The sequence below is a fragment of the Streptomyces sp. NPDC020747 genome, assembly GCF_044334695.1.
Taxonomy (GTDB): domain Bacteria; phylum Actinomycetota; class Actinomycetes; order Streptomycetales; family Streptomycetaceae; genus Streptomyces.
On sequence record NZ_JBIRTJ010000031.1, the window covers coordinates 18,213 to 44,665 of the forward strand.

The 26,453-nt window shown below is 71.0% G+C and carries 24 protein-coding genes; 19 read left to right on the forward strand and 5 right to left on the reverse strand.

Going from position 1 to position 26,453, the window contains the following annotated elements; genetic code table 11:
• Positions 1–94: 94 nt before the first annotated feature.
• From ACH4YP_RS46315 to ACH4YP_RS46325, 3 genes are all read left to right on the forward strand, one after another.
• Positions 95–1,726, forward strand: a complete 1,632-nt coding sequence (locus tag ACH4YP_RS46315; RefSeq protein WP_361060268.1) for an MFS transporter — start codon at positions 95–97, stop codon at positions 1,724–1,726.
• 17 nt (positions 1,727–1,743) lie between these two features.
• A complete protein-coding gene (locus ACH4YP_RS46320; protein ID WP_361060256.1) occupies positions 1,744–2,262 on the forward strand; it encodes a hypothetical protein in 519 nt (172 codons plus the stop codon).
• 184 nt (positions 2,263–2,446) lie between these two features.
• Positions 2,447–2,644, forward strand: a complete 198-nt coding sequence (locus ACH4YP_RS46325; protein ID WP_361060254.1) for a hypothetical protein — start codon at positions 2,447–2,449, stop codon at positions 2,642–2,644.
• Positions 2,645–2,739: 95 nt separating this feature from the next.
• Here ACH4YP_RS46325 and ACH4YP_RS46330 read toward each other — a convergent pair whose 3' ends face one another.
• Positions 2,740–4,149, reverse strand: a complete 1,410-nt coding sequence (locus ACH4YP_RS46330) for a DUF2252 domain-containing protein (RefSeq protein ID WP_398497458.1) — start codon at positions 4,147–4,149, stop codon at positions 2,740–2,742.
• Positions 4,150–4,189: 40 nt separating this feature from the next.
• Positions 4,190–4,684: a potassium channel family protein gene (locus ACH4YP_RS46335; protein ID WP_361060250.1), complete on the reverse strand. Its 495-nt coding sequence runs from the start codon at positions 4,682–4,684 to the stop codon at positions 4,190–4,192.
• A gap of 334 nt (positions 4,685–5,018) precedes the next feature.
• On the opposite strand from ACH4YP_RS46335, the gene ACH4YP_RS46340 reads away from it, so the two are divergent.
• The 5 genes from ACH4YP_RS46340 to ACH4YP_RS46360 all read left to right on the forward strand — a co-directional run bounded on the left by ACH4YP_RS46340 (position 5,019) and on the right by ACH4YP_RS46360 (position 9,612).
• On the forward strand, positions 5,019–5,720 hold the full coding sequence (locus tag ACH4YP_RS46340) for an HdeD family acid-resistance protein (protein ID WP_398497460.1): 702 nt from the start codon (positions 5,019–5,021) through the stop codon (positions 5,718–5,720).
• Between the two features lie 130 nt (positions 5,721–5,850).
• The gene (locus tag ACH4YP_RS46345; RefSeq protein ID WP_398497462.1) at positions 5,851–7,221 is read left to right on the forward strand and encodes a hypothetical protein; all 1,371 of its coding nucleotides are present in this window, start codon (positions 5,851–5,853) and stop codon (positions 7,219–7,221) included.
• Positions 7,222–7,354: 133 nt separating this feature from the next.
• Positions 7,355–7,819, forward strand: a complete 465-nt coding sequence (locus ACH4YP_RS46350) for an SHOCT domain-containing protein (protein ID WP_361060245.1) — start codon at positions 7,355–7,357, stop codon at positions 7,817–7,819.
• Positions 7,820–7,871: 52 nt separating this feature from the next.
• Positions 7,872–8,306, forward strand: a complete 435-nt coding sequence (locus tag ACH4YP_RS46355; protein WP_361060243.1) for a hypothetical protein — start codon at positions 7,872–7,874, stop codon at positions 8,304–8,306.
• Positions 8,307–8,409: 103 nt separating this feature from the next.
• Positions 8,410–9,612: a hypothetical protein gene (locus tag ACH4YP_RS46360; RefSeq protein ID WP_361060241.1), complete on the forward strand. Its 1,203-nt coding sequence runs from the start codon at positions 8,410–8,412 to the stop codon at positions 9,610–9,612.
• A gap of 105 nt (positions 9,613–9,717) precedes the next feature.
• On the opposite strand, the gene ACH4YP_RS46365 is transcribed toward ACH4YP_RS46360, so the two are convergent.
• On the reverse strand, positions 9,718–10,137 hold the full coding sequence (locus ACH4YP_RS46365; protein WP_398497464.1) for a RidA family protein: 420 nt from the start codon (positions 10,135–10,137) through the stop codon (positions 9,718–9,720).
• Between the two features lie 180 nt (positions 10,138–10,317).
• On the opposite strand from ACH4YP_RS46365, the gene ACH4YP_RS46370 reads away from it, so the two are divergent.
• The 8 genes from ACH4YP_RS46370 to ACH4YP_RS46405 all read left to right on the forward strand — a co-directional run bounded on the left by ACH4YP_RS46370 (position 10,318) and on the right by ACH4YP_RS46405 (position 22,182).
• Complete coding sequence (locus tag ACH4YP_RS46370) at positions 10,318–10,800, forward strand: cupin domain-containing protein (protein ID WP_361060237.1); 483 nt, start codon at positions 10,318–10,320, stop codon at positions 10,798–10,800.
• Entirely contained in the window at positions 10,797–11,711 is a 915-nt protein-coding gene (locus ACH4YP_RS46375; protein ID WP_361060235.1) for an acyl-CoA thioesterase domain-containing protein, read from the forward strand. Before ACH4YP_RS46370 ends, ACH4YP_RS46375 begins: the two co-directional genes overlap by 4 nt.
• Positions 11,712–11,752: 41 nt before the next feature.
• A complete protein-coding gene (locus tag ACH4YP_RS46380) occupies positions 11,753–13,459 on the forward strand; it encodes an AMP-binding protein (protein WP_398497466.1) in 1,707 nt (568 codons plus the stop codon).
• Positions 13,460–13,470: 11 nt separating this feature from the next.
• On the forward strand, positions 13,471–15,852 hold the full coding sequence (locus tag ACH4YP_RS46385; protein WP_398497468.1) for a bifunctional salicylyl-CoA 5-hydroxylase/oxidoreductase: 2,382 nt from the start codon (positions 13,471–13,473) through the stop codon (positions 15,850–15,852).
• A 286-nt stretch (positions 15,853–16,138) separates the two neighbouring features.
• Positions 16,139–17,629, forward strand: coding sequence for a hypothetical protein (locus ACH4YP_RS46390; protein ID WP_398497470.1), 1,491 nt, complete (start codon positions 16,139–16,141; stop codon positions 17,627–17,629).
• Between the two features lie 135 nt (positions 17,630–17,764).
• Complete coding sequence (locus ACH4YP_RS46395; RefSeq protein ID WP_398497472.1) at positions 17,765–19,984, forward strand: NADP-dependent isocitrate dehydrogenase; 2,220 nt, start codon at positions 17,765–17,767, stop codon at positions 19,982–19,984.
• Positions 19,985–20,140: 156 nt separating this feature from the next.
• Positions 20,141–21,625 carry a purine-cytosine permease family protein gene (locus tag ACH4YP_RS46400; protein ID WP_398497474.1) on the forward strand — a complete coding sequence of 495 codons (1,485 nt, stop codon included), beginning with the start codon at positions 20,141–20,143 and terminating at the stop codon, positions 21,623–21,625.
• The gene (locus tag ACH4YP_RS46405) at positions 21,622–22,182 is read left to right on the forward strand and encodes an isochorismatase family protein (protein WP_361060225.1); all 561 of its coding nucleotides are present in this window, start codon (positions 21,622–21,624) and stop codon (positions 22,180–22,182) included. Before ACH4YP_RS46400 ends, ACH4YP_RS46405 begins: the two co-directional genes overlap by 4 nt.
• A gap of 46 nt (positions 22,183–22,228) precedes the next feature.
• On the opposite strand, the gene ACH4YP_RS46410 is transcribed toward ACH4YP_RS46405, so the two are convergent.
• Complete coding sequence (locus ACH4YP_RS46410) at positions 22,229–23,494, reverse strand: alpha-L-fucosidase (RefSeq protein ID WP_398497476.1); 1,266 nt, start codon at positions 23,492–23,494, stop codon at positions 22,229–22,231.
• A 340-nt stretch (positions 23,495–23,834) separates the two neighbouring features.
• Here ACH4YP_RS46410 and ACH4YP_RS46415 point away from each other — a divergent pair, with 340 nt between their 5' ends.
• From ACH4YP_RS46415 to ACH4YP_RS46425, 3 genes are all read left to right on the forward strand, one after another.
• Entirely contained in the window at positions 23,835–24,047 is a 213-nt protein-coding gene (locus tag ACH4YP_RS46415) for a hypothetical protein (RefSeq protein WP_398497478.1), read from the forward strand.
• Positions 24,044–24,394 (forward strand): hypothetical protein, encoded by a 351-nt coding sequence (locus ACH4YP_RS46420; protein WP_398497480.1) that lies wholly within the window; start codon positions 24,044–24,046, stop codon positions 24,392–24,394. Before ACH4YP_RS46415 ends, ACH4YP_RS46420 begins: the two co-directional genes overlap by 4 nt.
• A gap of 121 nt (positions 24,395–24,515) precedes the next feature.
• On the forward strand, positions 24,516–24,923 hold the full coding sequence (locus ACH4YP_RS46425; protein WP_361060217.1) for an SseB family protein: 408 nt from the start codon (positions 24,516–24,518) through the stop codon (positions 24,921–24,923).
• 139 nt (positions 24,924–25,062) lie between these two features.
• Here the strand turns inward: ACH4YP_RS46425 and ACH4YP_RS46430 are convergent, their stop codons facing one another.
• A complete protein-coding gene (locus ACH4YP_RS46430) occupies positions 25,063–26,451 on the reverse strand; it encodes an FAD-binding oxidoreductase (RefSeq protein WP_398497482.1) in 1,389 nt (462 codons plus the stop codon).
• Positions 26,452–26,453 lie beyond the last annotated feature (2 nt).

The following is a 26,453-nucleotide window of genomic DNA, read 5'->3' on the forward strand; positions in this document are numbered from 1 at the left end:
CTTCGGGTGCGATGGGGGATGGCGGCAGGGCATCGGCCGGCCGCTGCCCGGTGGACTCCGCCGGGTCCCGGGGCGACTCGGCGAGGTGAGCACCTTGAAGCACTGGCGGGCGCTGATGGTCCTGGGCACGGCCCAGTTCCTGATGGTCCTGGACACCTCCGTCATGAACGTCTCCATCAGCCAGCTGGTGGAGGACTTCGACACGGAGGTCACCGCGATCCAGGCCGTCATCACGCTGTACGCGCTGGTCATGGCCGCGTTCATGATCATCGGCGGCCGGCTGGGAGACATCTACGGACGCCGTCGCCTGTTTCTGCTCGGACTCGTCGTCTACGCCACGGGGTCGGCCCTGACCGCCGCGGCACCCACCCTGTGGGTCCTCGCGCTGGGCTGGTCGGTCATCGAGGGACTCGGCGCCGCGCTGGTGCTGCCCGCCATGGCGGCCCTCGTGGCCGAGGCCTACCGGGGACGGGACCGGGCCGTCGCGTACGGCGTCATCGGTGGCCTCGCCGGAGCCGGCATCGCGGTCGGCCCGCTGCTGGGCGGCTGGGTGACGACGTACCTCACCTGGCGGCTGGTGTTCGCCGGTGAGGTCGTGGTCGTCGTGATCGTCCTCTGCTTCCACGGGGTGATCAAGGAATCTCCCCGAACCGGTCCGAGCCCTCGCCTGGACGGTATCGGCGCCGCACTCTCGGCGATCGGGCTCGGGCTCGGCGTCTTCGGTGTGCTGCAGAGCGGCTCCTGGGGCTGGGTGCAGCCCCGCAACCCGCCCTTCACCGTCTTCGGCTTCGCGCCGACGCTGTTCGTCGTCGCCGCGGGAGTGGCCGTGTTGGCCTTCTTCCACCACTGGGAGCGGCGGCGGGAGGCCCGCGGTGACGAGCCCCTCGTACATCTGCCCCTGCTGCGCAAGCCTCCGCTGAGATCCGGCCTGATGGCCCTGCTGAGCCAGAACCTCATCCTGCTGGGTCTGTTCTTCACCATCCCGCTGTATCTGCAGGTGGTTCAGGGGTTCAACGCCTTCCAGACGGGGCTGCGGCTGCTCCCGGTGTCCGTCACCATGCTCGCCGCCTCCATGATCGCTGCCCGGCTGGGGCGGAGGGCAGGACCACGCCGGGTGGTCAGACTGGCCCTGCTGACCCTCACCGGCGCCATCGCGTGGCTGCTGGCCACCATCGACCCTGTCATCGACGACGCGCAGTTCGCCGGAGCCATGGCCGTGCTCGGGGTGGGCATGGGCCTGCTCGCCTCGCAGCTGGGCAACGTCGTCCAGTCCAGCGTGGGCGAGGAGGAACGCAGCGAGGTCGGCGGACTGCAGTTCACCGCCCAGAACCTGGGCTCCGCGCTGGGCACCGCCCTCATCGGATCGCTGCTCATCGGCGCCCTGGCCCACGCCTTCACCAAGCAGGTGGACGAGAACCCGCAGCTCTCGCAGGAGGCCCGCAAGCAGACCGGCGTCGCCCTCGAAGCCGGGATCACGTTCGTGCCCACCGACCAGGTGCGCTCGGCGGCCGAACGCGCCGGGTTCCCGCCCTCCGAGGTCGACGCCGTCGCCGACTCGTACTCGTCGGCGCAGCTCGACGGCCTGAAGGCGGCGATCCTCGCCACCGGGGGCATCACGCTCGCGAGCTTCCTGGTCACCACGCATCTGCCGACCCGGACGGCCGGCCGCCCGAGGCAACCCGACACCGACTCGCCCGCCGCCGACGCGACCGGCACCACCCGCTGACGTCCAGGGAGGCCGCGATGCCCGAGGCCGCACACGTCACGGCCGGAGCGCGCAGCGCCGAACGCCGGGAACGCGCCGACTACACCGGTGGCGTCTACGGATCCATGCTCGCCGCCTCCGTGATCGTCGGGGCCGGATCCCTGGGCGAGTTCCCCCGTGCGGAACTGGTGCTGCTGCTGTTGCTGACCGGCGTGGCGTTCTGGATCGCGCATGTGCACGCCCAGCTGTTCGGGGCGCGTCTGGCGGAACTGAGTCCTGACCGGGCGATCGTGCTGCGGGTGTGCCGTGACGAGTGGCCGATCGTCAAGGCGGCCGTCCCTCCCGCCGTCGCCCTCGCCGTCAGCCCCCTCCTGGGCCTCGACCTGTCGGGCTCCCTGTGGCTGGCCCTCTCAGTGGCAGTGGCGGGCCAGGTGGGCTGGTCGGCGGCCGCGGCACGGCGGGCCGGGGCCTCCTGGCGTCTGGTGGCCGTCACCGCCACGGTGAACCTGCTGCTCGGGCTGCTGATCATCGCGTTCAAGCTCTACCTGACGCACTGACGGCGTTGACGCGTTCACGGTGTCGTCCCTGGAAGCCCCGCCCCGGAGAGCAACGACGCAGGTGAAGCCCGTGCCGGACGCCGTATCACCTCTACGGGGTGAGGCCGGGCGGTCCGCCGAGGCGGAGGATCGCACCGTAAGGCCGCAGCCCGCCTGTCCCAGGCCACCCGCGGGAGAGCAGCTCATGCGCTACGAGATCCGCGTCGACGGACACATGTCGGAGACGCTGACGCGTGCCTTCCCGGAGCTCGAGCACGTGATGATGTCCGGACACACGGTCCTGTTCGGCCCCGTGATCGACGAGGCGCACCTGTACGGCCTGCTGGCCCGCTGCCGGTCGCTGGGGCTACGGGTCCTGGAGATGCGCCAGCTGCCGGAGTGACCCGGCATTCGGCCGCGTACGACGATCGGCGTGATCCCGCCGCGTACGACGGCCAGCGCGAACCAGCCGCGTACGGCGATCGGCGTGAGCAGCGGTCACAGGCTTTCCGCCCGGACCCTGCCGGACGCGACAGCGGCGCCCAGCGCCTCGAAGTCCCGCTCGTTCTGGTCGGCGTAGGCCTGGGCGAACTCGGCGAGCGCGCGGTCGAAACGGTCGCTCCCGCCCAGATAGGCGGCGATGGCCACCGGGTCGCCCGAGCGGGCGTGGGCCCGCGCCAGACAGGCCCCGCACAGCCGCGCGAACAGGCGGAGCATGCCGGGGTCCATGGTGTCCGGCCGCGCGATGCCCTTCCAGTCCTTGAGCTGGCGTACGTAAAAGTCGCGCTCGCGCCCGTCGAGTCCCACGACATGGGTCCAGCCCAGGAAGATGTCACTGGTCGTCTGGATCAGGCGCTGTCCGGCCACCACCCGGCGGCCCTGGTTGTCGTAGCGGTCGCCGCCCGTGTGGGTGGCGAGGACCGACTCCTGCGCCTCCTTGGCCTGCAGCAGCAGCGGGTCGGAGTCGTCCCTGCCGAGGAGCAGCACGATCCAGCAGCGCGTACCGACGCTGCCGACGCCCACCACCTTCCGGGCCATGTCGGCAAGGTGGTAGTGGCGCAGCAGGTGCCGGCGCTCGGACGACAGGGTCCGCTTGTACCCGTCCAGGACGATCTGGAGCTCCTTCTCCTCGTCGCCCTCGGAGGAGTCCGGCAGCAGGTCCCGGAACGGGGTGATCAGCGGCGGGTCAGGTGCGATCCGCCGGCCCTCGGCCGTGATCCGGGTGAGTTTCGCGAAGGCCTGGAGCTGGGTGCGCGTACGGGCTCGGGTCGTCGCCTCGGCGGTACGGCGCCTGGTCTCCTTGTCCATCGACGAGGCCTGCAGTTCCCGTAGCCGGTCGGCGTCGTCCTGGGCGTACCAGATGTCGAGGGTGCCCATGCCGGCGAACGTCCGCATCCGCTGCCGGTAGGCCCGCACGCAGGCACGTACCGCGCCGTTCTGCTCCTTGACCGAGAAGCCGTTGGCCCGGCCGGCGATCGCGAAGCTGGCGGCCAGCCGCTTCACGTCCCATTCGAACGGACCGGCGAGGGTCTCGTCGAAGTCGTTGATGTCGAAGACGAGATGACGCTCGGGCGAGGCGAGCAGCCGGAAGTTGAGCAGATGGGCGTCCCCGCAGAGCTGGACCGTCAGGCCGGCGTTCGGGGCGGGACCGAGGTCCGCCGCCATGATCGACGCCGCGCCCCGGTAGAAGCGGAACGGCGATTCGAGCATGCGGCCGTAGCGGATCGGCACCAACTCGGGCAGCCGAGTGGCCGATTGACGCTCTATCACCTCGATGGGGTCGGGCCGCTCCTTGTCCGCCTCGAACCAGCCGTGGCACGAACGCGAGGCGCGCGTACGCGCGTCCCTTCCGTACGCGGCTCGCTCGGACGGTGTCAGGGACGCTGTGAATGCGCTCGGTACGGCCATGACTCACACCTCCTGTGCGCTGTTGCTGTGCCGAGGAGTCCTACTCCGGCGGTGGCTCCCGGCCCTGCCTCCGCAGACCCGCCCGGACCGCGCTCGCGAGCACCCGGGCGGCGATGCCCACGAGCATCAGTCCGCCGGCCATCTGGAGCATCGTCACCACGCGTCCCGTCTGGGACCGGGCAGTGATGTCGCCGAACCCCACGGTCGCGAACGTGGTCAGAGTGAAGTACAGCGCGTCGGTCCTGGTCAGCGGCTCGCTGAAGGAACCCGGGGAGGAACGCTCCATCAGGTAGTAGGCGCAGGCGAACAGCACCAGATACATCGCCAGCGTGGCGGACAGTGCCTCGACGGCCTTCAGACGGGGCGAGCGCGAGCGCACGATGGCCCGCACCTCCCACAGGAAGACCAGGACGACCACCAGCAGGCCGCAGGTGAGCAGCGCCGCGGTGCGGGCCGTGCCGCGCCCGTCCAGGGGCAGCAGGTAGTACGCGGTGACGAGACCCGCCGCGAGGCCCACGGCCCGCGCGACGGACATGACTGTCTCCCGCCGCCCCGGACCCGGTTGTGGTCTCCGGTACGCCGACTGCTCGGACCGGGCGGACTCCGTCGGGGCGGCCTGGGGATCGCTCCGGCCGGCCGCTCGATCTTTCATCTCGTGTCTCTTGTCCTCTACGGGTCTCTTCGCTCTGCGCGCCGCGCGTCGGCGCGTGTCCTCCGGCCCCCACCTCATCGCTCCGGGAGCGCGCACGGATCACCCGCCGGGGGTGACCCGGTGGCCGACGAAGGGCGGGACGCTGAACCGTGCGATCCCCGTACGCCGTCTCGTCGGCGGTCCGGGAGCGACCCTCTCGATCGCGCGAGGAGGAGCCATGACCGTGTCGCGTGATCCGGCACCGGGCACCGGACCGGCACACCTGCCCGACGGACCGGCCGACGCGTCCGACGGACCGGCCACGCCCTACGGGGCGGCCCCCGTTCCCGCCGCCGACCCCGCGGCGGTGCTGGCGAGACTCGGGCACTCCTGGACATGGGTCCTGGGCTCCGCGATCGCCACGCTGGTACCGGGCATCCTGATCCTGGTCTGGCCGGACGGGACCCTGCACGTCGTGGCGGTCCTCGTCGGCCTGTATCTGCTCGTGACCGGGGCGTTCCGGTTCGTCGAGACCTTCGCCCGGGAGGACCACGGCGAACGGCTGCCCGGGTTGCTCCTCGCCGTGCTGTACGTCCTCGGCGGGGTGCTGTGCCTGCGGAACCCGCTGCAGACCATCGCCGCGCTCTCACTGATCGTCGGGATCGTCTGGGTGGTGTCCGGCATCCTCACCCTCTACACGGCCATCGCCGCCCGGGACCTGCCCCACCGGGGCTTCGTCCTGGGCATCGCGGTGATCGGCATCGTGGCGGGGATCGTGGTGCTGGCCCTGCCCTCCGAGTCCGCCCGGGCATTGACCCGCCTGCTCGGACTGTGGCTCGTCCTGCTCGGCCTGGCCGAGGTGGCCCTCGCCCTGGCCTGGCGTGCCGCACTGCGCAGGGCCGGCATCACGGGGCCGCACGACCCCGCCCGGACCACCTGAGCCCGCGCCCGGTCCGTCCGAGAACCCGCTCGACGCGGCTGCGGACCGTACGCGTACGTCCCGGGGCACCGCGCCCCGACGGATGGTGCGGCCCGCCGCCGAGAACGGCACGCCTCACCCAGGAGGAGCCATGGCCTCGGAGAAGACCCCCGGACCGTCCGGTCCCGGCGAACCGGCCCGCCCGGCTACGCCCGCGGAGTCCGGACACACCCTGACCGCCGAGGAGCGCGCGGAGTACGACCGGCTGCGCCGGGCCGCGGGCGCACGCCACCGGCGGCTGCGCCGTGTCGTCGCCCCGGTGTTCCTGGTGCTCGCCCTCCTGCTCGCGCCGCTGGCCGTCGTCGCGGCCTGGGTCCACGACACCGTCACCGACACCGACCGGTACGTACAGACAGTCGCGCCGCTGGCGTCGGATCCCTCGATCCAGAAGGTCGCGACCGACCGGCTGACCAACCGTGTCGTGGAGAACGTGGACGTCGAGGCGGTGACGGCCGCGCTCACCAAGGCCCTCAAGGACACCGGGGCGCCACCCAGGGTGGTGGACGCGTCCGCGACCCTCACCGGACCGCTGCGCTCCGCGGTGCGGACCGTCGTGCACCGCAACGTCGACCGCGTGATCACCAGCGACGCCTTCCAGGAGGCCTGGGAGGGGTCCAACCGACGGGTCCACGCCGCGGTGCTGAACATGCTCACCGGAGAGCGGGAGGGCGCGCTCCGCGCCACGGGCGGCACCGTCGAGCTGGACATCGGGTCCGTGGTCGACCAGGTGCGGCAGCGCCTCGTCGACCAGGGCTTCGAGAAGGCCGCCGCCATCCCGGACACCGACCGCACCGTCACGCTGTTCGAGACCGAACAACTGGGCAAGGCGCAGGACGGCCTGCGACTGCTCGACATCGTCGGCGCGTGGCTGCCCGTGCTGACCGTCGCCCTCGCCGCGCTCGCCGTGTGGACCGCTCCCGGACACCGGGTGATGCTGCTGGTCACGGCCCTCGGCGTCGGCGTGATGATGGTGCTCCTGCTCGTCGCGGTGGCCGTCCTGCGGCGGGCCTACCTGGACGGGGTCCCACCGGCGGCGCTGCCTCCCGACGCCGCAGCGGCGATCTTCGACACCTTCGTCCGCTTCCTGCGCGACAGCACGCGCACGCTCCTCGTCGTAGCCCTGATCACGGCGCTGAGCGCCTATCTGTACGGACCCGGGCGGGCGGCACGCGGCGTACGGCGCCTGGCCCGGCGCGGTGCCACGGCCGCCGGGCAGGCCCTGAACCGTGCCGGGCTGCGCACCGGCACCGTGGGGCGCCGGCTGGCCGAGCACCGGTCGTGGGCGACCGGAATCACGATCGGGGCAGGGGCCCTGGCGCTTGTGCTCTGGAACCACCCCACGGTCGGTGCGGTGGCACTCGTCCTCGCCGTGGTCCTGGTCGTGACGGCCCTCGTGGCAGTGCTCGCAGCAGCCTCCGGACCCGCCCCGGCCACCCACGAACCGGGACCCGCGGTCCCGTGAGACGTGCCGGGCACCGCACCCCGTCGCCCCTTTCCCTCACCCGCCTCGGGTGAGGACGCCCGGGCCTTGTCGTGTGCAGGCTGGACGCGACAGACAACGGCCGGCGGACGAACGCCGGGGACGGAGGAAAGACATGAGTGGGCCTACGTACCTCGCGTACGACTATCCCCTGCTGAGCGTCTTCTGGTCCATGCTGGTGTTCTTCCTGTGGATCATGTGGTTCGTCCTGCTCTTCCGGGTCGTCGTCGACATCTTCCGCGACGACAGGATGAGCGGCTGGGCCAAGGCCGGCTGGCTGGTGTTCGCCATCGTCCTGCCCTTCCTGGGCGTCTTCGTCTACGTGATCGCCCGTGGCAAGAACATGGGCCGTCGCGAGGCCGCGCAGGCACGGGCACAGCAGGAGGCCTTCGCGAGCTACGTCCGTGAGACCGCCAAGGGCGGCGACGGCAGGCCCAGCAGCGCCGACGAACTCGCCAAGCTGTCCGAGATCCGCGGTCGCGGCGACATCACGGACGAGGAGTTCCGCAGGGCGAAGGACCTGGTCCTCAGCGGCCACGGCCCGTCGCAACGCACCGGCACCTCCGCCTCCGGCAGCTGACGGCACACGCACCGGCCGAAGGCACCGCACGAGACTGAATCGAGGCAGCACGATGACCGCCACACACACAGGGCACCACCCGCAGACGGCCGGGCGGCCGTGGGCCGAAGGCCTGACCGTCTTCGCAGCCGTCATGCTCATGATCGCCGGCGTGCTCGACATCTTCCGGGGCATCATGGGGATCGCCGAGGACGACGTCTTCGTCACGACACGTGACTACGTCTTCGCGTACGACCTCACCGGCTGGGGCTGGATCCACCTCATCCTGGGCGCCGTCGCCGTGATCGTCAGCCTCGGACTCTTCCAGGCGTCGTTGTGGGCGCGCGTCGCGGGCGTGACGATCGCCGGATTCATCATCATCGCCAACTTCCTCTCCCTGCCGTACTCCCCGGTCTGGTCGATCGTGATGATCGCGTTCTCGGGGTTCATCATCTGGGCGCTGTGCGTGGTCCGGAAGGACGACTCCGGCGAGTTCGGGCGCTCATGAGTCCGTTGAGTCCGTGAGGGTCCAAAGCGTCATGAGCAGGCTCATATAGGCTGCACGCTCTGTCCGTTGCAGCCCGTACCACCTTCCCCAGGAGAGTCTCTCAGTGACCGTGGAGATCGCTCAGCCCGCACCGGCCGTCCAGTCCGCCGACCAGACAACCGGAGAGGCCTCGTCCGCGGACGAGGCCTTCTGGGAGGAGCCCGGAGCGTCGGACGACGGGGAACCGGCCGGCTCCGGGCTCGACATCGTGGCGCAGGGCACCTCGAACGACGTGGTGACGCCGAGTACGTCGAATGATGTGGTGGCGCCGAGCACGTCGAACGGCATCGTCGCGCAGGACGCCCGTGACTTCGGGGCGTACGTCCGGGCCGGCGGCTGGGCGTTCGCGCTGAAGGTCGCCCGCAGTGTGCGGCCCGGCGGGGAGGCCGCGGGGGAGACGGCGAAGATCTCCGCGAAGGAGTTCGCCGAGCTGGCCGGGTGCTCGCCGGAGCGGGTCATGCGCTACTACAAGGCGTGGGACAAGGCGGCCGACGACGGTCTCGTCCCGTTCTTCGAGGCGCTGGCCCCGGGCCAGGACGTGGAGCTGCCGGACTCCGACGTGTGGCACTCGTACTACATCTCCCGTTCCAGTGCCTCCTCCGACCGGGGCACCGCGATCGCCGCGGCGGCCGAGGCCGAGGGCATCCGGCCCACCAAGGCCCTGGAGGTCGCCGAGAACCCCACCGCGCTGCGCGCCGCGATCCTCGCCGACCCCTCCACTGCCAAGGCGGCCCGCGCCGCGCTCCTGGACCGGCTCAAGGAAGACCCGTCCCTGCAGACCGAGTTGGCGCGTGACATCGCCCGTACCGACGACCTCAAGAAGGCGGTCGCCACCGAGACGCAGGCGGCCAGCCGGATCGGCTATGTCCGGCAGATCGTCGAGAACGGCCAGGTCAAGACCCCCGCCGGGCAGACGATCGACGCTCCCGCCGAACTCCGCGCCGAGGCCGAGCGCCACCTGTCCCTCATCGACGAACTCGACGAGGACGAGGACACCGGCGAGTGGGCCACCGACGCCTACGACACGGTGAAGGACCTCGTCGCCCAGACCGTCCAGGCCAACCCCGAACTCCGCCTCCAGGAGCGCCGGACGAAGTTCTACAGCAGCCTGCAGAAGGCGACGAAGGTCTTCGAGGAGCTGACCTTCGACGACGTGGACGACCTCGACACCATCTACGAGGACGACATGCTCCAGCGCCTGGAGGAACTCCAGCAGGCCGTCGGCATGTGCATCACCGCCCTGCGGAAGGCGGCGCCCACGAACTGAGCGAGGGTCTCGCGCTGGACACACGGCTTCGGTGGCCGCCCCTGCGGAGGGGCGGCCACCGAAGCCGTTTTCGTGCCGAAGGCACGACCGTGCGGCCCGCGCTGTTCACCGACTCGGTCGAACCAGCCGCTCCTCCGGGATCACCGCCACGCCGAGGATCTCGATCATCGCCTCGGGCTGCCACAGGGCGGTGCAGCCGATGCCGGCCATCGCCGGGTACACGGGCCCGGCGAGTTCGCGCCAGACCCTGCCGATCTCCTTGCCGTGTGCCTGGTAGTCGGGGATGTCGGTGAGGTAGATCGTCACGCTCACCAGGTCCTCCGGCAGGCCGCCCGCCTCCCGGAGCGTCGTCAGGACGTTGCCGAACGCCTGGCGGAACTGCTCGACGACGCCCCCAGGAACGATCTTCATATCGGCGTCGAGGGCGGTCTGCCCGCCGAGATGCAGTGTGTTCCCCGCCAGGGTTCCGTGGGAGTAGCCACTGGGCGTCGGCAGGGCAGCCGGGTTCACGGGGATGTGCTTCATGCGGCCTCCGGTTCGAGGTGGGTCGCGGTCCGGTCCGACGATCCGTACAGTGGCATGTATTGACAGTAAATGACGGTCGTGAAAAAAACGAGATAGCGCGAACGGGACTGAAGCCGTTTGAACCGAAGCCGTTCGAACCGAAGTCGTCCGAGCCGTCACGACTGGAACGGAGCCCCCTCCATGGAGCCCGACCTCAGCAAATACCGCCTCGAGGGCGACAACTCGATGTACCGGCTGCCCAGCGGGTTCGTCGCGCCCGTGGTGACCCGTGCCGGTTCCGAGAGCGGGAACACCGCGGACTCCGGTGGGGCCGTTCGGGTCTCGGGCGTCAGCGCCCAGCACACCCCGGCGCAGCGACTCTGGTTCGGCAAGGTCAGCAACGAAGCCGGCTACCGCTCGGTGACCCATCATCACGGCGAGGCGGAGACGGGCGGCTATGTCCTGTCGGGGCGGGCCCGGATCTACTTCGGCGAGAAGTTCGAGGACTACGTCGACATGGCGGAGGGCGACTGGGTCTTCGTGCCGCCGTTCATGCCGCACATCGAGTGCAACCTCTCGCGCAACAAGCCGCTGACGTGGATGACCACCCGGACGCCGGAGAACATCGTCGTCAACCTGCCCGACATCGCGGACGCGGACCTGCGGGATTGGCTGGACCGATGACGACCGGGACACCGCCCACCTCGGAGATCTTCACCGCGGCCGTCGCGCTGACACCGGCCGAGCCCGAGCACTTCGATCTTGCTTTCACCGCCGTCACCCAGCCCTGTCCCTGGCCCAAGGCGTACGGCGGAGACCTGGTCGCCCAGGCCGCCGCCGCGGCCATGCGGTCGGTGACCGACGGCAAGTCCCTGCACTCCATGCACAGTTACTTCCTGCGCCCGGCCGACATCGGGGCGAGCGTGCGCTACGAGGTGGAGGTGCTGCGCGACGGCCGCGGCTACAGCACCCGGCAGGTGCGCGGCTACCAGAACGGCAAGACGCTGTACGTGTGCCTGGCCAACTTCGCCGCGGGTGAGGCCGGTTCGAGCTTCGAGGCCGAACTCCCGGAACTCGCCGCGGACTTGCCCGCCCCCGAGGAACTGCCCAGCTCGGCGGCGTATCTCGCCGGGCTCAGCGGCGGTTCCATGACCGAGGAGTCGAAGGCCTACTGGTCCGGCGGACGCGGCTTCGACATGCGGCACGTGCCCGGCCCGGTCTACCTCACCGTCGAGGGCAAGCAGGTCCCCCAACAGGCCGTGTGGCTCAAGCCGTTCGACCCGCTCAGGTCCGTCGAGGGGCTCACCGACGCCCAGCGGGACCTGGCCGCGCTGGCGTACGTCTGCGACTACACGATCCTCGAACCCGTTCTGCGCGTACTCGACCTGCCCTGGGCCAAACCCGGACTCGTCACCGCCAGCCTCGACCACGCCATGTGGTTCCACCGCCCCGAACCCGTCGGCGACTGGCTCCTCTACCTCCAGGAGGCCGGCGCCGCCGACGCGGGCCGCGGTCTCGGCTCGGGTCGCTTCTTCACTCGCGACCACCGTCACCTGGCCACCGTCGTCCAGGAGGGCATGATCCGCCCCACCTGACCCGCCGCCTCCACCGGTGGGCTCCCGGAAGGAATCCCGCGTTGACTCCTCCGTCGCCTCTCCCGATATCCGCGATATCCGCGCACCTGGACACCTTCACGCGGGATCACCTGCCTCCCGCGCACCTGCTGCCGACGATCGAGTTCGGCACACCGGAGCTGCGGTACCCGGACCGGCTCAACGCCGCCGCCGAGCTCATCGACATCCCCGTATCGACGTTCGGGGCCGACCGTCCGGCGCTGCGCACACCTGCCGGGGAGACCTGGTCCTACGGCGAGTTGCGGACCCGGGCCAACCAGGTCGCCCAGGTGCTCACCGAGGACCTGGGGCTGGTCCCCGGGCAGCGGGTTCTGTTGCGGTCACCCAACAACCCCTGGGCGGTGGCGAGTTGGCTCGGTGTGCTCAAGGCCGGGGGAGTGGTCGTCACCGTCATGGCCGCGTTGCGCGCCCGCGAGATCGCCCCGGTGGTCGAGCGCACGTGCCCTTCCGTCGCGCTGGTGGACCAGCGGTTCGCCGAGGACGTGCACGCCGTCAGGGAGGCGCAAGACGCCCAAGCCGACCGGGACGCCGAGGCGCCGGCACTGACGGTCGTGGAGTTCGGCGGCACCGGCCCGGACGACCTCGTGGCGCGGGCCGGCACCAAGTCCGGCGAGTTCACCGCCGTGGACACCGCCGCCGACGACGTGGCGCTCCTCGCGCCGACGTCCGGCAGCACCGGCGTCCCGAAGATCACCATGCACTTCCACCGCGACATCCTGTCCATCGACAACACCTTCGGCCGCCATGTGCTGCGCCTTCTCCCCGACGACGTGGTCGCCTGCAGCGCCCCCTTCGCCTTCACCTTCGGCCTCGGCATGCTCGTCGTCTTCCCGCTGCGGGCCGGCGCCTGCGCCCTGCTGACCGAAGCCGCCACACCGCTCCAACTCGCCCAGTACGTCGACGAGTTGGGCGTCACCGTGCTCGCGACAGCCCCCACGGCGTACCAGGCGATCCTGCGAGAGGGGCAGGAACAACGGCTCGCCGGGCTGCGCGTCGGGGTGTCGGCCGGCGAACACATACCGCGGGCCGTCTGGGAGTCACTGAGGGACCGGATCGGACTGCGGATCATCGACGGGATCGGCGCCACCGAGCTGCTGCACATCTTCCTCTCCGCCGCGGGTGACGACATCAGGCCCGGAGCCACCGGGAAGCCGGTGCCGGGCTACCGCGCCACCATCCTCGGCCCCGACGGCTCGGAGCTCGGCCCTGGTGAGCCGGGGCGGCTCGGTGTCATCGGCCCGGTCGGCTGCCGCTACCTCGACGACGAACGCCAGAAGGACTACACGGCGGACGGCTGGAACGTCACCGGTGACGTCTTCCACCGGGACGAGGACGGCTACTTCCACTACCACGCCCGCGGCGACAGCATGATCGTCTCCTCCGGCTACAACATCGGCGGGCCCGAGGTGGAGGCCGCCGTGGACACCCACCCCGATGTGCTGGAGTCCGCCGTCGTCGGGAAGCCCGACGTGCAACGGGGCTTCGTCGTCTGCGCGTTCGTCGTGCTCCGTGAGGGCGTGCCGGGCGACGCCGCCAAGGCCAGGGAGATCCAGGACCACGTCAAACAGGTCATCGCTCCCTACAAGTACCCGCGTGACGTGCGGTTCTGCGACGCGCTGCCCCGCAACGCCAGCGGCAAGCTGCAGCGGTTCGCGCTCCGCAGGATCGTCGAGGACGAGCAGGCCGCCACGGCCGCCGTCGAGCAGTGAGAGGAACTCCCGTGAAGATCGCGATCGTTGGCGGTGGCCCGGGCGGCCTCTACTTCGCTGCTCTCATGAAACAGCTCGACCCGGCCCACGAGATCACCGTCTGGGAACGCAACGCCCCCGACGACACGTTCGGCTTCGGTGTCGTCTTCTCCGACGAGACGCTCGGCGGCATCGAGAACGCCGACCCGGAGTTCGCCGACGCCATGGCACGACGGTTCGCCCGCTGGACGGACATCGACATCCACTACCGGGGCCGCAGCCACACGATCGGCGGCCAGGGCTTCGCCGCGATGAGCCGCAAGGACCTGCTCCGCCTGCTGCAGGAACGTTGCCGCAAGCTCGGTGTCTCCGTGCACTACTCGACGCTCGCCCCCGCGGTGGACGACCTGAGCGCCTCGTACGACCTGGTGGTGGGGGCCGACGGTCTCAACTCCCAGGTCCGGGCGGCCCGCGCGGACGTCTTCCGGCCGTCCCTGGACAGGCGGCACAACAGATACATGTGGCTCGGCACGGACCGGGTCTTCGAGGCCTTCCAGTTCTTCGTCAGGCAGACGGAGTGGGGGACCATGCAGGTCCACGGCTACCCCTACTCCGGGAGCGGTTCCACCTTCATCGTCGAGATGCACGAGGACGTCTGGCGGCGGGCCGGCTTCGACGACACCGAGGAGACCGAGTTCCCGCCGGGCGCCTCCGACGAGCGGGCCGTGGAACGCGTCCGCCACCTCTTCGCCGACGAACTCGCCGGCCACCAGGTGTTCGCCAACAACTCGAAGTGGCTGGCCTTCACCACCGTACGCAACGAGCGCTGGCACCACGGCAACCTCGTCCTCGTCGGCGACGCCGCCCACACCGCGCACTTCTCGATCGGGTCGGGCACCAAGCTGGCCATGGAGGACTCGCTCGCCCTCGCCGCCTGTCTGCACGAACACCCGGACATCGAGAGAGCGTTGACGGCCTACGAGGCGGAGCGCCGTCCCGTCGTGGAATCCACGCAGCGGGCCGCGCAGGCCTCGCTGGAGTGGTTCGAGAACATCGGCATGTACGTCCACCAGGAGCCGACGCAGTTCTGCTTCAACCTGCTGACCCGCTCGCGCCGCATCACCTACGACAACCTGCGCACCCGCGACCAGGAGTTCGCCGACCGAGTCGACGCGGCCTTCGCCAAGTCGCAGGGCCTCGACGAGGTCGCGCCCGCGATGTTCCAGCCGTTCCGGCTCGGGGAGCTGGAGCTGAAGAACCGGGTGATCGTCTCCCCGATGGACATGTACTCGGCCGTCGACGGCGTGCCCGGCGACTTCCACCTCGTCCATCTCGGCTCCAAGGCCATGGGCGGGGCCGGACTGGTGATGACGGAGATGGTGTGCGTCTCGCCCGACGCCCGCATCACCCCCGGCTGCACGGGGCTGTGGACCGAGGAACAGCGTGACTCCTGGGCGCGGATCGTGTCCTTCGTCCACGACCGCAGCACCGCCCGCGTCGGCCTCCAGCTCGGCCACTCGGGCCGCAAGGGCTCCACCCGGCTGATGTGGGAGGGCATGGACGATCCGCTGCCGGACGGCAACTGGGAGACCGTCGGCCCGTCACCCCTGCCGTACGGACCCGGGTCGGCCGTCCCGCGCGAGGTCACCCGGGCCGACATGGACCGGATCACCGCCGACTTCGTCGCAGCCGCCCGCCGAGGCGCGGAGGCGGGCTTCGACCTGCTCGAACTGCACTGCGCGCACGGCTACTTGCTGTCGTCGTTCCTCTCGCCGGTCGCCAACCACCGCACCGACGAGTACGGCGGTTCGCTGCGGAACCGGCTGCGGTTCCCCCTGGAGGTCTTCGACGCGGTCCGGGCCGTCTGGCCGGCCGAGCGGCCGATGATCGTGCGCATCTCCGCGACCGACTGGGTGCCGGACGGCAACACCGAGCACGACGCCGTCGGTATCGCCCGCGCCTTCGTCGCCCACGGCGCGGATGCCATCGACGTCTCCTCGGGACAGGTCACCAGGGACGAGGCCCCCGCCTACGGCCGCTCGTACCAGACGCCGTTCGCCGACCGGATCCGTCACGAGGTCACCGCCGCGACCGGCACCGCCGTCATCGCGGTCGGCGCGATCGCCTCCTACGACGACGTGAACTCGATCCTCCTGGCGGGCCGCGCCGACCTGTGCGCCCTCGGCCGCACCCACCTCTACGACCCGCACTGGACGCTCCACGCGGCGGCCGAGCAGGAGTACCGGGGCGCCGCGACCCAGTGGCCGGTCCAGTACGGGGCCGGCAGCCGCAAGCCGCCCACCTCGCGCACCGACGCCGTGCGCCCCCGCCTCTCGCTGCTGCGGGCCGACGAGTCCGACCAGAACGTCCATCTGCGCTGGACCCCGCCCCGCGAGCCGGCGACGGTCACCTGAGCCGACGGAGGACACCTCTCCGAAACCCATGCAGTGAGCCCCATGCAGTGAGCCGTGCGGCGCAGCCGATGAGCGCGCCGCACGGCTCTCGTGCGCCAGGTCCGCGGGCCGTGGTTCGAGCCGGAGCGTTGCTCCGGACAGCGGAACGTCTCCTTGCTGCCGCACTGCGCCCTCGAAGATCACGCGTTAATTTGGCCATGTTTTCACCGGATCGCACCTTTCGTCCCTGCCTGCCTCGGCGGAGACGGAAGAGGCCCCGCGCCCGCGCGGGGACGAAGGGTGGGCGATGGCCAAGACCTTGAACGACACACTCGTCCCGGCCGAGCGCCACGGACCGACGCGGACCGCCCGCGCCGGCCCACGCACCGGAGGCCGCGCCTGGCCGGCGGCGGTCGCGGCCGCCTTCACGCTGGCCCAACTGGCGCTCGTACGGCCGGGGATGGGCCTCGGCTGGGACGAGACGGTGTACGTCAGCCAGGTCAGCGGTCACACCCCGGAGGCGTTCTTCAGTGCCCCGCGTGCCCGTGGTGTCTCGTTGCTGGTCGCGCCGATCGCCTCGTGGTCGTCGTCCACGGAACTGCTGCGGGTCTATCTGGCCCTGCTGTCCGGGCTCGGCCTCTTCCTGGCGCTGCGTGCCTGGCGCGGACTCTTCCCCGCACGGGTGCTCGGTGCCGGCGGTGCCCTGTTCGCGACGCTGTGGGTGACCGTGTTCTACGGTCCGCAGGCCATGCCCAACTACTGGGTCGCGATCGGCGCCCTGGCGGGTGTCGGCTGCTTCCATCGTGCCCAGGCCGACCCGGGCGACCGGGCGGCCCTGTGGGGCGTCGGCGCGAGCGCGGCGCTGATGGCGTGGATGCGGCCGACCGACGCGGTCTGGGTCACCCTTCCGTTGTTCGCCGTGCTGGTGTGCCTACCTCGTTGGCGACGACCGCGCGTGTTGGCGGCGCTCGTGGTGGGGCTGGCGACCGGGGCGGCGCAGTGGGTCGTCGAGGCGTACGTCGGTTTCGGAGGGCTGAGCGAACGGCTCGCCGACGCCTCCGGCATCCAGGGCGGCCTCGGCTGGAACATCGCCGTCCTGGACCAACTGCGCACCCTGGGCGGACGCAGTCTGTGCCGCCCGTGCGACGGGTCGATTCCGGCCACCCAGATCATCGTGTGGTGGTTCGTCCTGCCGCTGCTCGCCGCCGTTGGGCTGGTGGTCGCGGTCAGGGCCCGGCGTACCGCGGGCACCCTCCTGCCCCTGGCCTGCGCCACGACGGCGGGCATCCCGTATCTGTTCATGATCGGATACGCCGCGCCGCGCTTCCTGCTCCCCTTCTACGCGCTGCTGGTCATTCCGGTCGCCGACGCGCTCATTCACCTCGTCACCGCGTCGATCCGCAAACGGCGACCGGTGGCCGCGGCCCTGGTGACACTGGGCCTCGCCGGGCATCTGGCGGTCCAGTACACGGTGCTGGACCGTGCCGTGGACCGCACCACCGCCTCGCACCGCGACTGGGCCCGCACTGCGGCCGAGCTGCACCGGCTCGGCGTACGGCCACCCTGTCTACTGACCGGGCACCTGGCGATCCCGATCGCCTTCTACACGGGCTGCCGTTCCGTCCAGACCCAGGGGCACAACGCCAACACCACTCCGGCGGACATCGTCGGGGCCGCCGAGCGGCTGCCGGTCGCCGCCCTCACGACGTCGAATGGGGAACCACCGGAATTCGCCCGGACCTGGGAACGGCACCGCGTCGCCGGCCTGCGCCTCCACGTCGCGCCCTCCGCGGGCTGAGACCCCTGCGGTGCGCCCACCGCACACGGCCTCCGGCCGGACTGTGACGTACTTGTGCGGCCTCCTGTCCGGTCAGGTCCGATCAGGAGATATCTTGATGTCGAGCAATGTTGCAGACGTGGAGCGGAGCACCCGGTGACTGACTCGACCATCATCTATACGCACACTGACGAGGCCCCGGCCCTGGCGACCTATTCCTTCTTGCCGGTGGTCCAGGCGTACGCGTCGCAGGCCGGTGTCACTGTGGAAACCCGTGACATCTCGCTGGCCGGACGGATCATCGCCCTCTTCCCCGAGTTCCTGGAGGAGGGTCAGCGCATCCCCGACGCCCTCTCCGAGCTCGGTGACCAGGCCAAGACGCCCGAGGCCAACATCATCAAGCTGCCGAACGTCTCGGCGTCGATCCCGCAGCTGAAGGCCGCGGTCGTCGAGCTTCAGGCGCAGGGCTACGCGCTCCCTGCCTACCCGGACGACCCGAAGACCGACGAGGAGCGCGACATCCGCGCCCGTTACGACAAGGTCAAGGGCAGCGCCGTGAACCCGGTGCTGCGCGAGGGCAACTCCGACCGCCGCGCCCCCGCGTCGGTCAAGAACTACGCCAAGGCCCACCCGCACCGCATGGGTGCCTGGACCTCCGAGTCGAAGACCAACGTCGCGACCATGGGCGTCGACGACTTCCGTTCCACCGAGAAGTCCGCGGTGATCTCCGAGGCCGGCTCCCTGCGTATCGAGCTGGTGGGCGACGACGGCTCCACCACGGTTCTGCGCGAGTCCGTACCCGTCCTGGCGGGCGAGGTGGTCGACGCGTCCGTCATGCACGTCGCCGCGCTGCGCGAGTTCCTCACGGCACAGATCGCCCGCGCCAAGGCCGAGGACGTGCTGTTCTCCGTGCACCTCAAGGCCACGATGATGAAGGTCTCCGACCCGATCGTCTTCGGTCACGTGGTGCGCGCCTTCTTCCCGAAGACGTTCGCGAAGTACGGCGAGACGCTCGCCGCCGCCGGTCTGACCCCGAACGACGGTCTGGGCGGCATCCACAAGGGCCTGGAGTCCCTGCCCGAGGGCGACGAGATCAAGGCGTCCTTCGACGCCGAGCTCGCCGACGGCCCCGCGCTCGCCATGGTCGACTCCGACAAGGGCATCACCAACCTGCACGTCCCGTCCGACGTCATCGTCGACGCCTCCATGCCGGCGATGATCCGCACCTCCGGCCACATGTGGGGCCCGGACGGCGGAGAGGCCGACACCCTGGCCGTTCTCCCGGACAGCAGCTACTCCGGCGTCTACCAGGTCGTCATCGACGACTGCCGCGCCAACGGCGCCTACGACCCGTCCACGATGGGCTCGGTCCCGAACGTCGGTCTGATGGCGCAGAAGGCCGAGGAGTACGGCAGCCACGACAAGACCTTCGAGATCCCGACCACCGGCACGGTCCGCCTCGTCGACCAGGCCGGCAACGTCGTCATCGAGCAGACCGTCTCCGCCGGCGACATCTTCCGCGCCTGCCAGACCAAGGACGACCCGATCAAGGACTGGGTCAAGCTCGCCGTCACCCGCGCCCGCGCGACCGGCGACCCGGCCGTGTTCTGGCTGGACGAGAGCCGCGCCCACGATGCCGTGCTCATCGAGAAGGTGAAGCAGTACCTTCCCGAGCATGACCCCGAGGGCCTGGACATCCGGATCCTGGCCCCGGTCGAGGCCACCAAGCTCTCCGTGGAGCGCATCCGCCGCGGCGAGAACACCATCTCGGTCACCGGCAACGTCCTGCGCGACTACCTGACCGACCTGTTCCCGATCCTGGAGCTGGGCACCAGCGCCAAGATGCTCTCGGTCGTCCCGCTGATGAACGGCGGCGGCCTCTTCGAGACGGGCGCCGGCGGCTCCGCGCCGAAGCACGTGCAGCAGCTCGTCAAGGAGAACTACCTGCGCTGGGACAGCCTGGGTGAGTTCCTCGCGCTGGCCTCCAGCTTCGAGCACCTCGCGCAGACCACGGACAACGCGCGTGCCCAGGTCCTCGCGGACACGCTCGACCGCGCGACCGCCACGTTCCTGGAGAACGACAAGTCGCCCAGCCGTCGCCTCGGTGGCATCGACAACCGCGGCAGCCACTTCTTCCTCGCCCTCTACTGGGCGCAGGAGCTGGCGAAGCAGACCGACGACGCGGCGCTCGCCAAGGCGTTCGCCCCGCTCGCCGAGACGCTGACCGCGCAGGAGCAGACGATCGTCGACGAGCTGATCGCGGTGCAGGGTTCGCCGGCCGACATCGGCGGCTACTACCAGCCCGACCCGGCGAAGGCCGCGGCCGTGATGCGGCCTTCCGCGACGCTGAACGCGGCGCTCGCCACGCTCGGCTGAGTCCCGAGCGGTCCACTGGGTTCGCGGTGTCGTCCGCGGGCCCGTTGTGGCTGGTCGCGCCCACGCGGCGGAGCCGCATATCGACACAGCCCCGCGCCCCTTTGGGGTGCGGGGCTCGCCGGTCCCGCTCCCGGACCCCAGACAGGCAGGTCGACGATGACGGACTCTCCAGGCAGCCGGCAGCTCCAGGTGGAGACGCACGGCCTCGACGTGATCGGTGATGCCGAGCGCAAGGGCACGCCCCGCACGCTGTTCTGGCCCTGGTTCGGGGCAAATGTGTCCATTCTCGGACTTAGCTACGGTTCCTTCGCGCTCGGCTTCGGGATCTCGTTCTGGCAGGCGCTGGCCGCCGGAGTGATCGGGATCGTCTTCTCCTTCCTGCTCTGCGGGTTCGTCGCCGTGGCGGGCAAGCGCGGGTCCGCGCCGACGATGGTGCTCAGCCGGGCGGCCTACGGCGTGCGCGGCAACCGGCTGCCCTCGGTCGTCTCCTGGATGCTCACCGTCGGCTGGGAGACCGTGCTCACGGCCCTGGCGACGATGGCCACCGCGACCGTCCTCGACCGGCTCGGCTGGGGTGGCGGCACCGGGACCAAGGTGGTCGCCCTGATCGTCGTCGGGGCGCTCGTCGTGGTCGGCGGAGTGATGGGCTTCGACCTGATCATGCGGCTGCAGACGGTGATCACGGTCGTCACCGGCGTCCTGACCGTCGTCTACATCGGGCTCGTCGCCGACCACATCCACTGGTCGGCCGTCAGTGCCGTACCGTCCGGCTCCGCCCAGGAGTTCATCGGCGCGCTGGTCTTCATGATGACCGGCTTCGGCCTCGGCTGGGTCAACGCCGCCGCGGACTACTCGCGCTATCTGCCGCGCGACTCCTCCGGCCGGGGCGTTGTCGGCTGGACCACCTTCGGCGCCTCGGTGGCACCCCTGCTCCTGCTGGTCTTCGGCCTGCTGCTCGCCGGCTCGTCCACCACGCTCAACACGGCCATCGCGGCCGACCCGATCGGCGCGCTGACCACGATCCTGCCCACCTGGTTCCTGATCCCCTTCGCCGCCGTGGCCGTACTCGGTCTGGTGGGCGGCGCGGTCCTCGACATCTACTCCTCCGGCCTCGCCCTGCTCGCGGCCGGCCTGCGGGTGCCGCGCTATTTGGCGGCCCTGCTGGACGGCGTCCTGATGATCGCGGGCTCGATCTACATCGTGTTCCTCACGGACGACTTCCTGGGCCAGTTCATCGGCTTCCTCACCACACTCGGGGTGCCCGTCGCCGCCTGGTGCGGTGTGATGCTCGCCGACCTCGCGCTGCGGCGCCGCGACTACGACGAGGCGGACCTGTTCCACACCCGCGGCCGTTACGGCGACGTCGAACCGCTCCCACTGTTGCTTACCGTGTCCGCCACCGCGATCGGCTGGGGCCTCGTCACCAACACGGCCGCCGACTGGCTGGAGTGGCAGGGCTATCTGCTCGGCCCGCTGGGCCTCGGCGGCAAGGACGGCTCCTGGGCCTACGCCAACCTCGGTGTACTCGCCGCGCTCGCCCTCGGCTTCCTCGGCACCCTCGCACTCGGCCGCGGCAGGGTCCGTACGCAGGAGGCGGCGCCCCCGAGCCGGCCACTGGACGTGGAAGTGCCGGGCGCATGAGCCGACCGGGACCCCAAGGCCTGCTGGCCGTCATCGACATGCAGCGCGTCTTCGCCGAGCCGGACAGCCCCTGGGCCGCGCCCCGCTTCACCGAGGCCGCGGCGGGGGTACGCCGCCTGCTGCCGGCCTTCGCGGAACATGTCACCTTCACCCGGTTCCTGGCACCCGAGAAGCCCGCCGGCGCCTGGCGGGCGTACTACGAGCAGTGGCCCTTCGCGCTGCGGCCGCCGCACGACCGACTCTGGGACCTGGTGGACGAACTCGCGCCCCACGCCCGGCACTTGGTGGACGCCCCGACCTTCGGCAAATGGACTCCCGAACTGGCCGAGCGTGTCGGTCCCGAGGGCCGTCTGGTGCTCGCCGGTGTCAGTACGGACTGCTGTGTGCTCTCCACCGCGCTGGCCGCCGCCGACGCCGGAGTGGACGTGTGGGTGGCGGCCGACGCCTGCGCCGGGGCGGACGACGCCTCGCACGCCAAGGCCCTGCAGATCATGGACCTGTACCGGCCGCTGATCCGGGTCATGACCGTGGCCGAGGTGCTGGCCCGGGTCGCGTGAGCGCCGGAGCACCGCAGGCCCCGCCGGGCGAGGCGAAAGGCCGTCGTCAGAGGCGCCCCGCCCCCGTGTAGAGGTCCAGCTCCCTGTCGAGCTCGACGGCGATCACCGTCGCCTGTTCGTCCAGGTCGGCGGCCGCGGGCGCGTCGATCCACGTCACGCCGGGAACGGTGTCGAGGCCGCCGGTGACGTGATGGCCCAGTTCCGCGCCCGTACCGAGGACCGTGGCCCGTCGGACCGGGTTGCGCAGACCGCGGATCGAGACGGAGTCGCGGGGAGCGTCGAAGCACACCAGATAGAGGGTGCGCCGGTCGGCGGACAGGGTGCTGGGACCGTAGTGATGGCCGGCGGGCAGTCCGGCGACCGTGCCGTACACGGCGTCGGAGTGCCGCGCGATCCACGCGCCGAGGCCCTCCAGGCGCTCGATCTGCTCCTCGGGGATCGTCCCGTCCTCGCGGGGCCCGGCGCCCAGCAGCAGGTTGCCGCCCATGCCGATCGTCTCGGTGAAGTACCGCACCAGCTGGCGCACCGACTTGAAGTCGCGGTCCTGCGGCCGGAAGCTCCACGAGTCGTTGATCGTGAGACACAGCTCCCACGGGCCGTCCGGGGCCCGCAGCGGAGTGCCCTGCTCGGGCGTGGCGTAGTCGCCGTAACTGAGCATGCGGCCGTTGAGGATGGTGTCCGGGTTGCCGGAGAGGATCAGGTCGGCGAGTTCGCCCATCCGCCACTGCTCCTCGGTGCGCTCCCACTCCCCGTCGAACCAGAGGACGTCGGGCCGGAAGCGCTCGACGAGCTCGCCGACCTGGCCGTCGCGGTACGCGAGATAGCGCGCCCAGGCCGCCGGGTCCTCCTTGCCGGGCTCGGCGTGCGAGTACTCGTTGGGCGGCACGATGACCGGCCCGGTGTGTTGCTGACTCGCGTAGTCCGGGTGGTTCCAGTCGGAGTGCGAGTAGTAGAGGCCGACCTTGAGATCCCGGGCGCGCAGCGCGTCGACGAACCCGGTGACCAGGTCACGGCCGGCCGGGGTGTCCCGCAGCACGTCCAGGTTGCGGTGGTCGGTGTCCCACAGGGCGACACCGTCGTGGTGCCGGGCGGTGAGCACCGCGTACCGCGCGCCCACCCGGGCGAACAACTCCGCCCAGGCGTCCGGGTCGTAGTGCGACGCGGTGAAGCCGTCGAGCTGTTTCATGTACTGCTCGTGCGTCATCTCGCCCGTGTAGAACGACCAGGACTCGGCGGCGCCGCCCACGGCGTAGACGCCGTAGTGGATGAAGATGCCCAGCTTGGCATCGGGAAACCAGGGTTGCATCGGCATGGCTCCACGCTAGGCGCGCGCCCGGTCCGACGCGTGGGCGACGGTCACCACTACTGGTCCGTTTTCACCCTGGGATCCGGCTGCCGAGACAGCTCTTCACGCGCCGCCGGATCACCCCCGTACGGAACCACTCGGCGCTGTCCGGTGGGTACAGCAGGCGCCCGTGCCGTGTTCAATCGCGTGTACCGCGTCACGTACGGACGGCCCCACACGTCAGGAGGCACCGTGATCGCCGCTCCCGACCCCGACCTGACCGAACGCGAACTGATCGACCGAGCCGTCGCCCTGCGGCCCGCGCCGCTACGGCGGCCACGAGTTCGGCCTGCCGACGTTCTGCCGCGTGGTAACCGAGATCGCCCGCGGCTGCCCCTCCACGGGCCGGGCGCTCTCCCTGACCGCCGCCCAGGTGCTCCAGGTCGCGGCGCAGTTCGAGGAACGGGCACAGGACGAGATCTTCGGTGACTACGGCGATTTCCGCGCCGCGTCCACCGTCATGCCGGTCGGCGTGGCCCGGCCGGACGGCGACGGACATGTCGTCCTCGACGGAACGTGACCGTACGCCTCCGGTTCGCCGTACTCCACGCACTACGTCGGCCAGACCCCGCGCGCCCCGGAGAAACCGGGCGACCCGACCGCACACGGGCCGAACTCCACGACTACCAGCGGCACCTGGGCGAGGCACTCGGCGCGATCCACACCGCTCCTGCGGCAGTCCGGCACACCGCCGAGGACCACATGGAGACCTGCCGTCGCAATGTCACCGGGGAGGCGCCCTTCACCTTCCGGGACGCCTCCACGTACTGGACACACATCGGGCCCAGCATGGCCGAGCCGTTCGCGCGGCACGTCGGCTGCGACCGGCTCGGGCTGCCGTCGCACGACATCCCGCTGATTCCGTGAGCGTTCGGTGACGTCCGGGTGAGACACGCATGGCACATCCCGCGACGGGTACGCGACCAGCCGCGCCCGGGTCGGTACCCGGCCCGGGCGGCCTGTTTTCGTTACTACGTCGGGATGTGCCATGGAGATTTCCTCGAACGACAACGTTACGGCGGAGGCCGAGCGAGCGCTTACCGCGCTGGCCGAGAACGCCGAGGACGGCGATGCCCTGGACACCCTGGCCGGCAGTGACGTGCTGGTCCCGGTGCCGGACGACGCCGACGACGAGGCGGCCGGTGATCCCTCCGTCGTCGCCCTGCCCGTCATCGAGCAGCCTGGCGGGGACCCGCTGGTTCCGGTGTTCACCTCGGAGGTGCGGATGGCGGAGCTGCTGCCGTCCGTGTCGCGCTACCGCCTCGTGCCGCTGGGCGCGCTCGCCGCGCAGTGGCCCACCAGCGAGGTCTCGCTGAGCATCGACGCCAGTGCGCCGCACGGGCTGACGCTCAGCTCACAGGGCGTGCGCGCGCTGTTGGCACGGCCTCAGGCCTGAGCGCCTGAGCCCGGCAGGGCGCGTCTCGGGGCGCGGGACGCCTTCGGCTCCCGCGCCCCTGATCCGTGTCCGGGTGCGGGTGCGGGTGAGTGGAACCGCGTGACCAGCCACAGACAACCCGTGAGCCGACCGCCGGTGGTCAGAGGCTCTTGCCGGGGTTGAGGATCCCCCGGGGATCGAACGCCTCCTTGAGCCGCCGCTGCAACGCGTGCGCCGCCGGCCCCAGCTCGTCCGCGACCCACTGCCGCTTCAGCACACCCACGCCGTGCTCGCCCGTGAGGGTGCCGCCCAGCCTCAGCGCGAGCGCGAAGATCTCGCCCGCCGCCTCCCACGCGGCGTCCGGGAGCCGGTCCAGAGCCGGGTCCACGACGATGATCGGATGCAGGTTCCCGTCGGCAGCGTGCGCGATGGTGAAGACCGGCACATCATGGCGTACGGAAATGGCGCGGATCTCACGGGCCGCCTCCGCGAGCCGCGACCGCGGTACCGCGATGTCCTCGATCAGCGGCCGGCCCAGCCGTTCGAGGGCGGGCAGGGCGAGACGGCGCGCGGCCAGCAGCGACTCGGCCTCGGCGGGATCGTCGGTCACCTCGACCGTCGTCGCCAGGGGCGCGAGCAGCCGCGCGACCACCTCGGCCTCCACCGCCGCACCCGCGCCGTCGCACTGGACGACCAGCAACGCCGCGCCCCGCTCGCGCAGTTCGGGGTCGATGGCGTGCAGCACGGGCCCGTCGACCAGCTCCGCGAGCGCCGGTTCGACCCCGGCCCGGCCGATCGCGTACGACGCCTCGGCCGCGGCCTCGAAGGACGGGAAGTACGCGGCGAGCGTGGCCGTCGCCAGGGGGACGGGCCGCAGCCTCAGCGTCGCCGAGGTGATCACCGCGAGGGTGCCCTCGGAGCCGGTGAGCAGAGCGGTCAGGTCGTAGCCGGTGACGCCCTTCACCGTACGGCGGCCGGTCCTGATCACCGTGCCGTCCGCGAGCACCGCCTCCAGACCGAGCACGCTGTCCCGCGTCACGCCGTACTTGGCGCAGCGCAGACCGCCCGCGTTGGTCGCGATGTTCCCGCCGATCGTGGACAGGGCGGCGCTCGCCGGGTCGGGCGCGTACCGCAGGCCGTGGGCCCCGGCCGCGCGGTCCAACTCGGCCGTGATCACGCCCGGTTCGACGACCGCGAGCTGGTCGTCCGCCGACAGTTCGAGGACGCGGTTCATCCCGGACAGGTCGAGGACCAGCACGCCCTCGCCCGCGGTCGCGCCGCCCGACAGACCGGTGCCCGCGCCACGCGGCACGACCGGCACACCCAGCGCATGCGCGTGCCGGAGGGTGACCGTCACGTCCTCGGTGCGCCGGACGTGCACGACCGCCAGGGGACTGCCGTCGGCCCGGGCACCGGAACGGTCGGTGGCGTGCGCGGCCACCGTACGCGGATCGGTGGCCAGCCGGTCGGGTGCCAGGTCCCGGGCCAGCAGCCCGAGCAGCTCGGCGGCCTTCGTGGACTCAAGAGCGGTCGTCGCGGGAGCGGTCACAG

What these genes read in the sequence shown, in the direction of transcription:
- ACH4YP_RS46335 (WP_361060250.1), bottom strand. Translation starts at nt 4,684, where the DNA reads ATGTCCGTCGCGCGGGCCGTGGGCCTCGCGGCGGGTCTCGTCACCGCG.
- ACH4YP_RS46410 (WP_398497476.1), bottom strand. Translation starts at nt 23,494, where the DNA reads ATGCCGATGCAACCCTGGTTTCCCGATGCCAAGCTGGGCATCTTCATC.
- ACH4YP_RS46345 (WP_398497462.1), top strand. Translation starts at nt 5,851, where the DNA reads ATGGCCTCGGAGAAGACCCCCGGACCGTCCGGTCCCGGCGAACCGGCC.
- ACH4YP_RS46340 (WP_398497460.1), top strand. Translation starts at nt 5,019, where the DNA reads ATGACCGTGTCGCGTGATCCGGCACCGGGCACCGGACCGGCACACCTG.
- ACH4YP_RS46390 (WP_398497470.1), top strand. Translation starts at nt 16,139, where the DNA reads ATGGCCAAGACCTTGAACGACACACTCGTCCCGGCCGAGCGCCACGGA.
- ACH4YP_RS46365 (WP_398497464.1), bottom strand. Translation starts at nt 10,137, where the DNA reads ATGAAGCACATCCCCGTGAACCCGGCTGCCCTGCCGACGCCCAGTGGC.
- ACH4YP_RS46425 (WP_361060217.1), top strand. Translation starts at nt 24,516, where the DNA reads ATGGAGATTTCCTCGAACGACAACGTTACGGCGGAGGCCGAGCGAGCG.
- ACH4YP_RS46375 (WP_361060235.1), top strand. Translation starts at nt 10,797, where the DNA reads ATGACGACCGGGACACCGCCCACCTCGGAGATCTTCACCGCGGCCGTC.
- ACH4YP_RS46330 (WP_398497458.1), bottom strand. Translation starts at nt 4,149, where the DNA reads ATGGCCGTACCGAGCGCATTCACAGCGTCCCTGACACCGTCCGAGCGA.
- ACH4YP_RS46370 (WP_361060237.1), top strand. Translation starts at nt 10,318, where the DNA reads ATGGAGCCCGACCTCAGCAAATACCGCCTCGAGGGCGACAACTCGATG.
- ACH4YP_RS46320 (WP_361060256.1), top strand. Translation starts at nt 1,744, where the DNA reads ATGCCCGAGGCCGCACACGTCACGGCCGGAGCGCGCAGCGCCGAACGC.
- ACH4YP_RS46325 (WP_361060254.1), top strand. Translation starts at nt 2,447, where the DNA reads ATGCGCTACGAGATCCGCGTCGACGGACACATGTCGGAGACGCTGACG.
- ACH4YP_RS46405 (WP_361060225.1), top strand. Translation starts at nt 21,622, where the DNA reads ATGAGCCGACCGGGACCCCAAGGCCTGCTGGCCGTCATCGACATGCAG.
- ACH4YP_RS46400 (WP_398497474.1), top strand. Translation starts at nt 20,141, where the DNA reads ATGACGGACTCTCCAGGCAGCCGGCAGCTCCAGGTGGAGACGCACGGC.
- ACH4YP_RS46350 (WP_361060245.1), top strand. Translation starts at nt 7,355, where the DNA reads ATGAGTGGGCCTACGTACCTCGCGTACGACTATCCCCTGCTGAGCGTC.
- ACH4YP_RS46355 (WP_361060243.1), top strand. Translation starts at nt 7,872, where the DNA reads ATGACCGCCACACACACAGGGCACCACCCGCAGACGGCCGGGCGGCCG.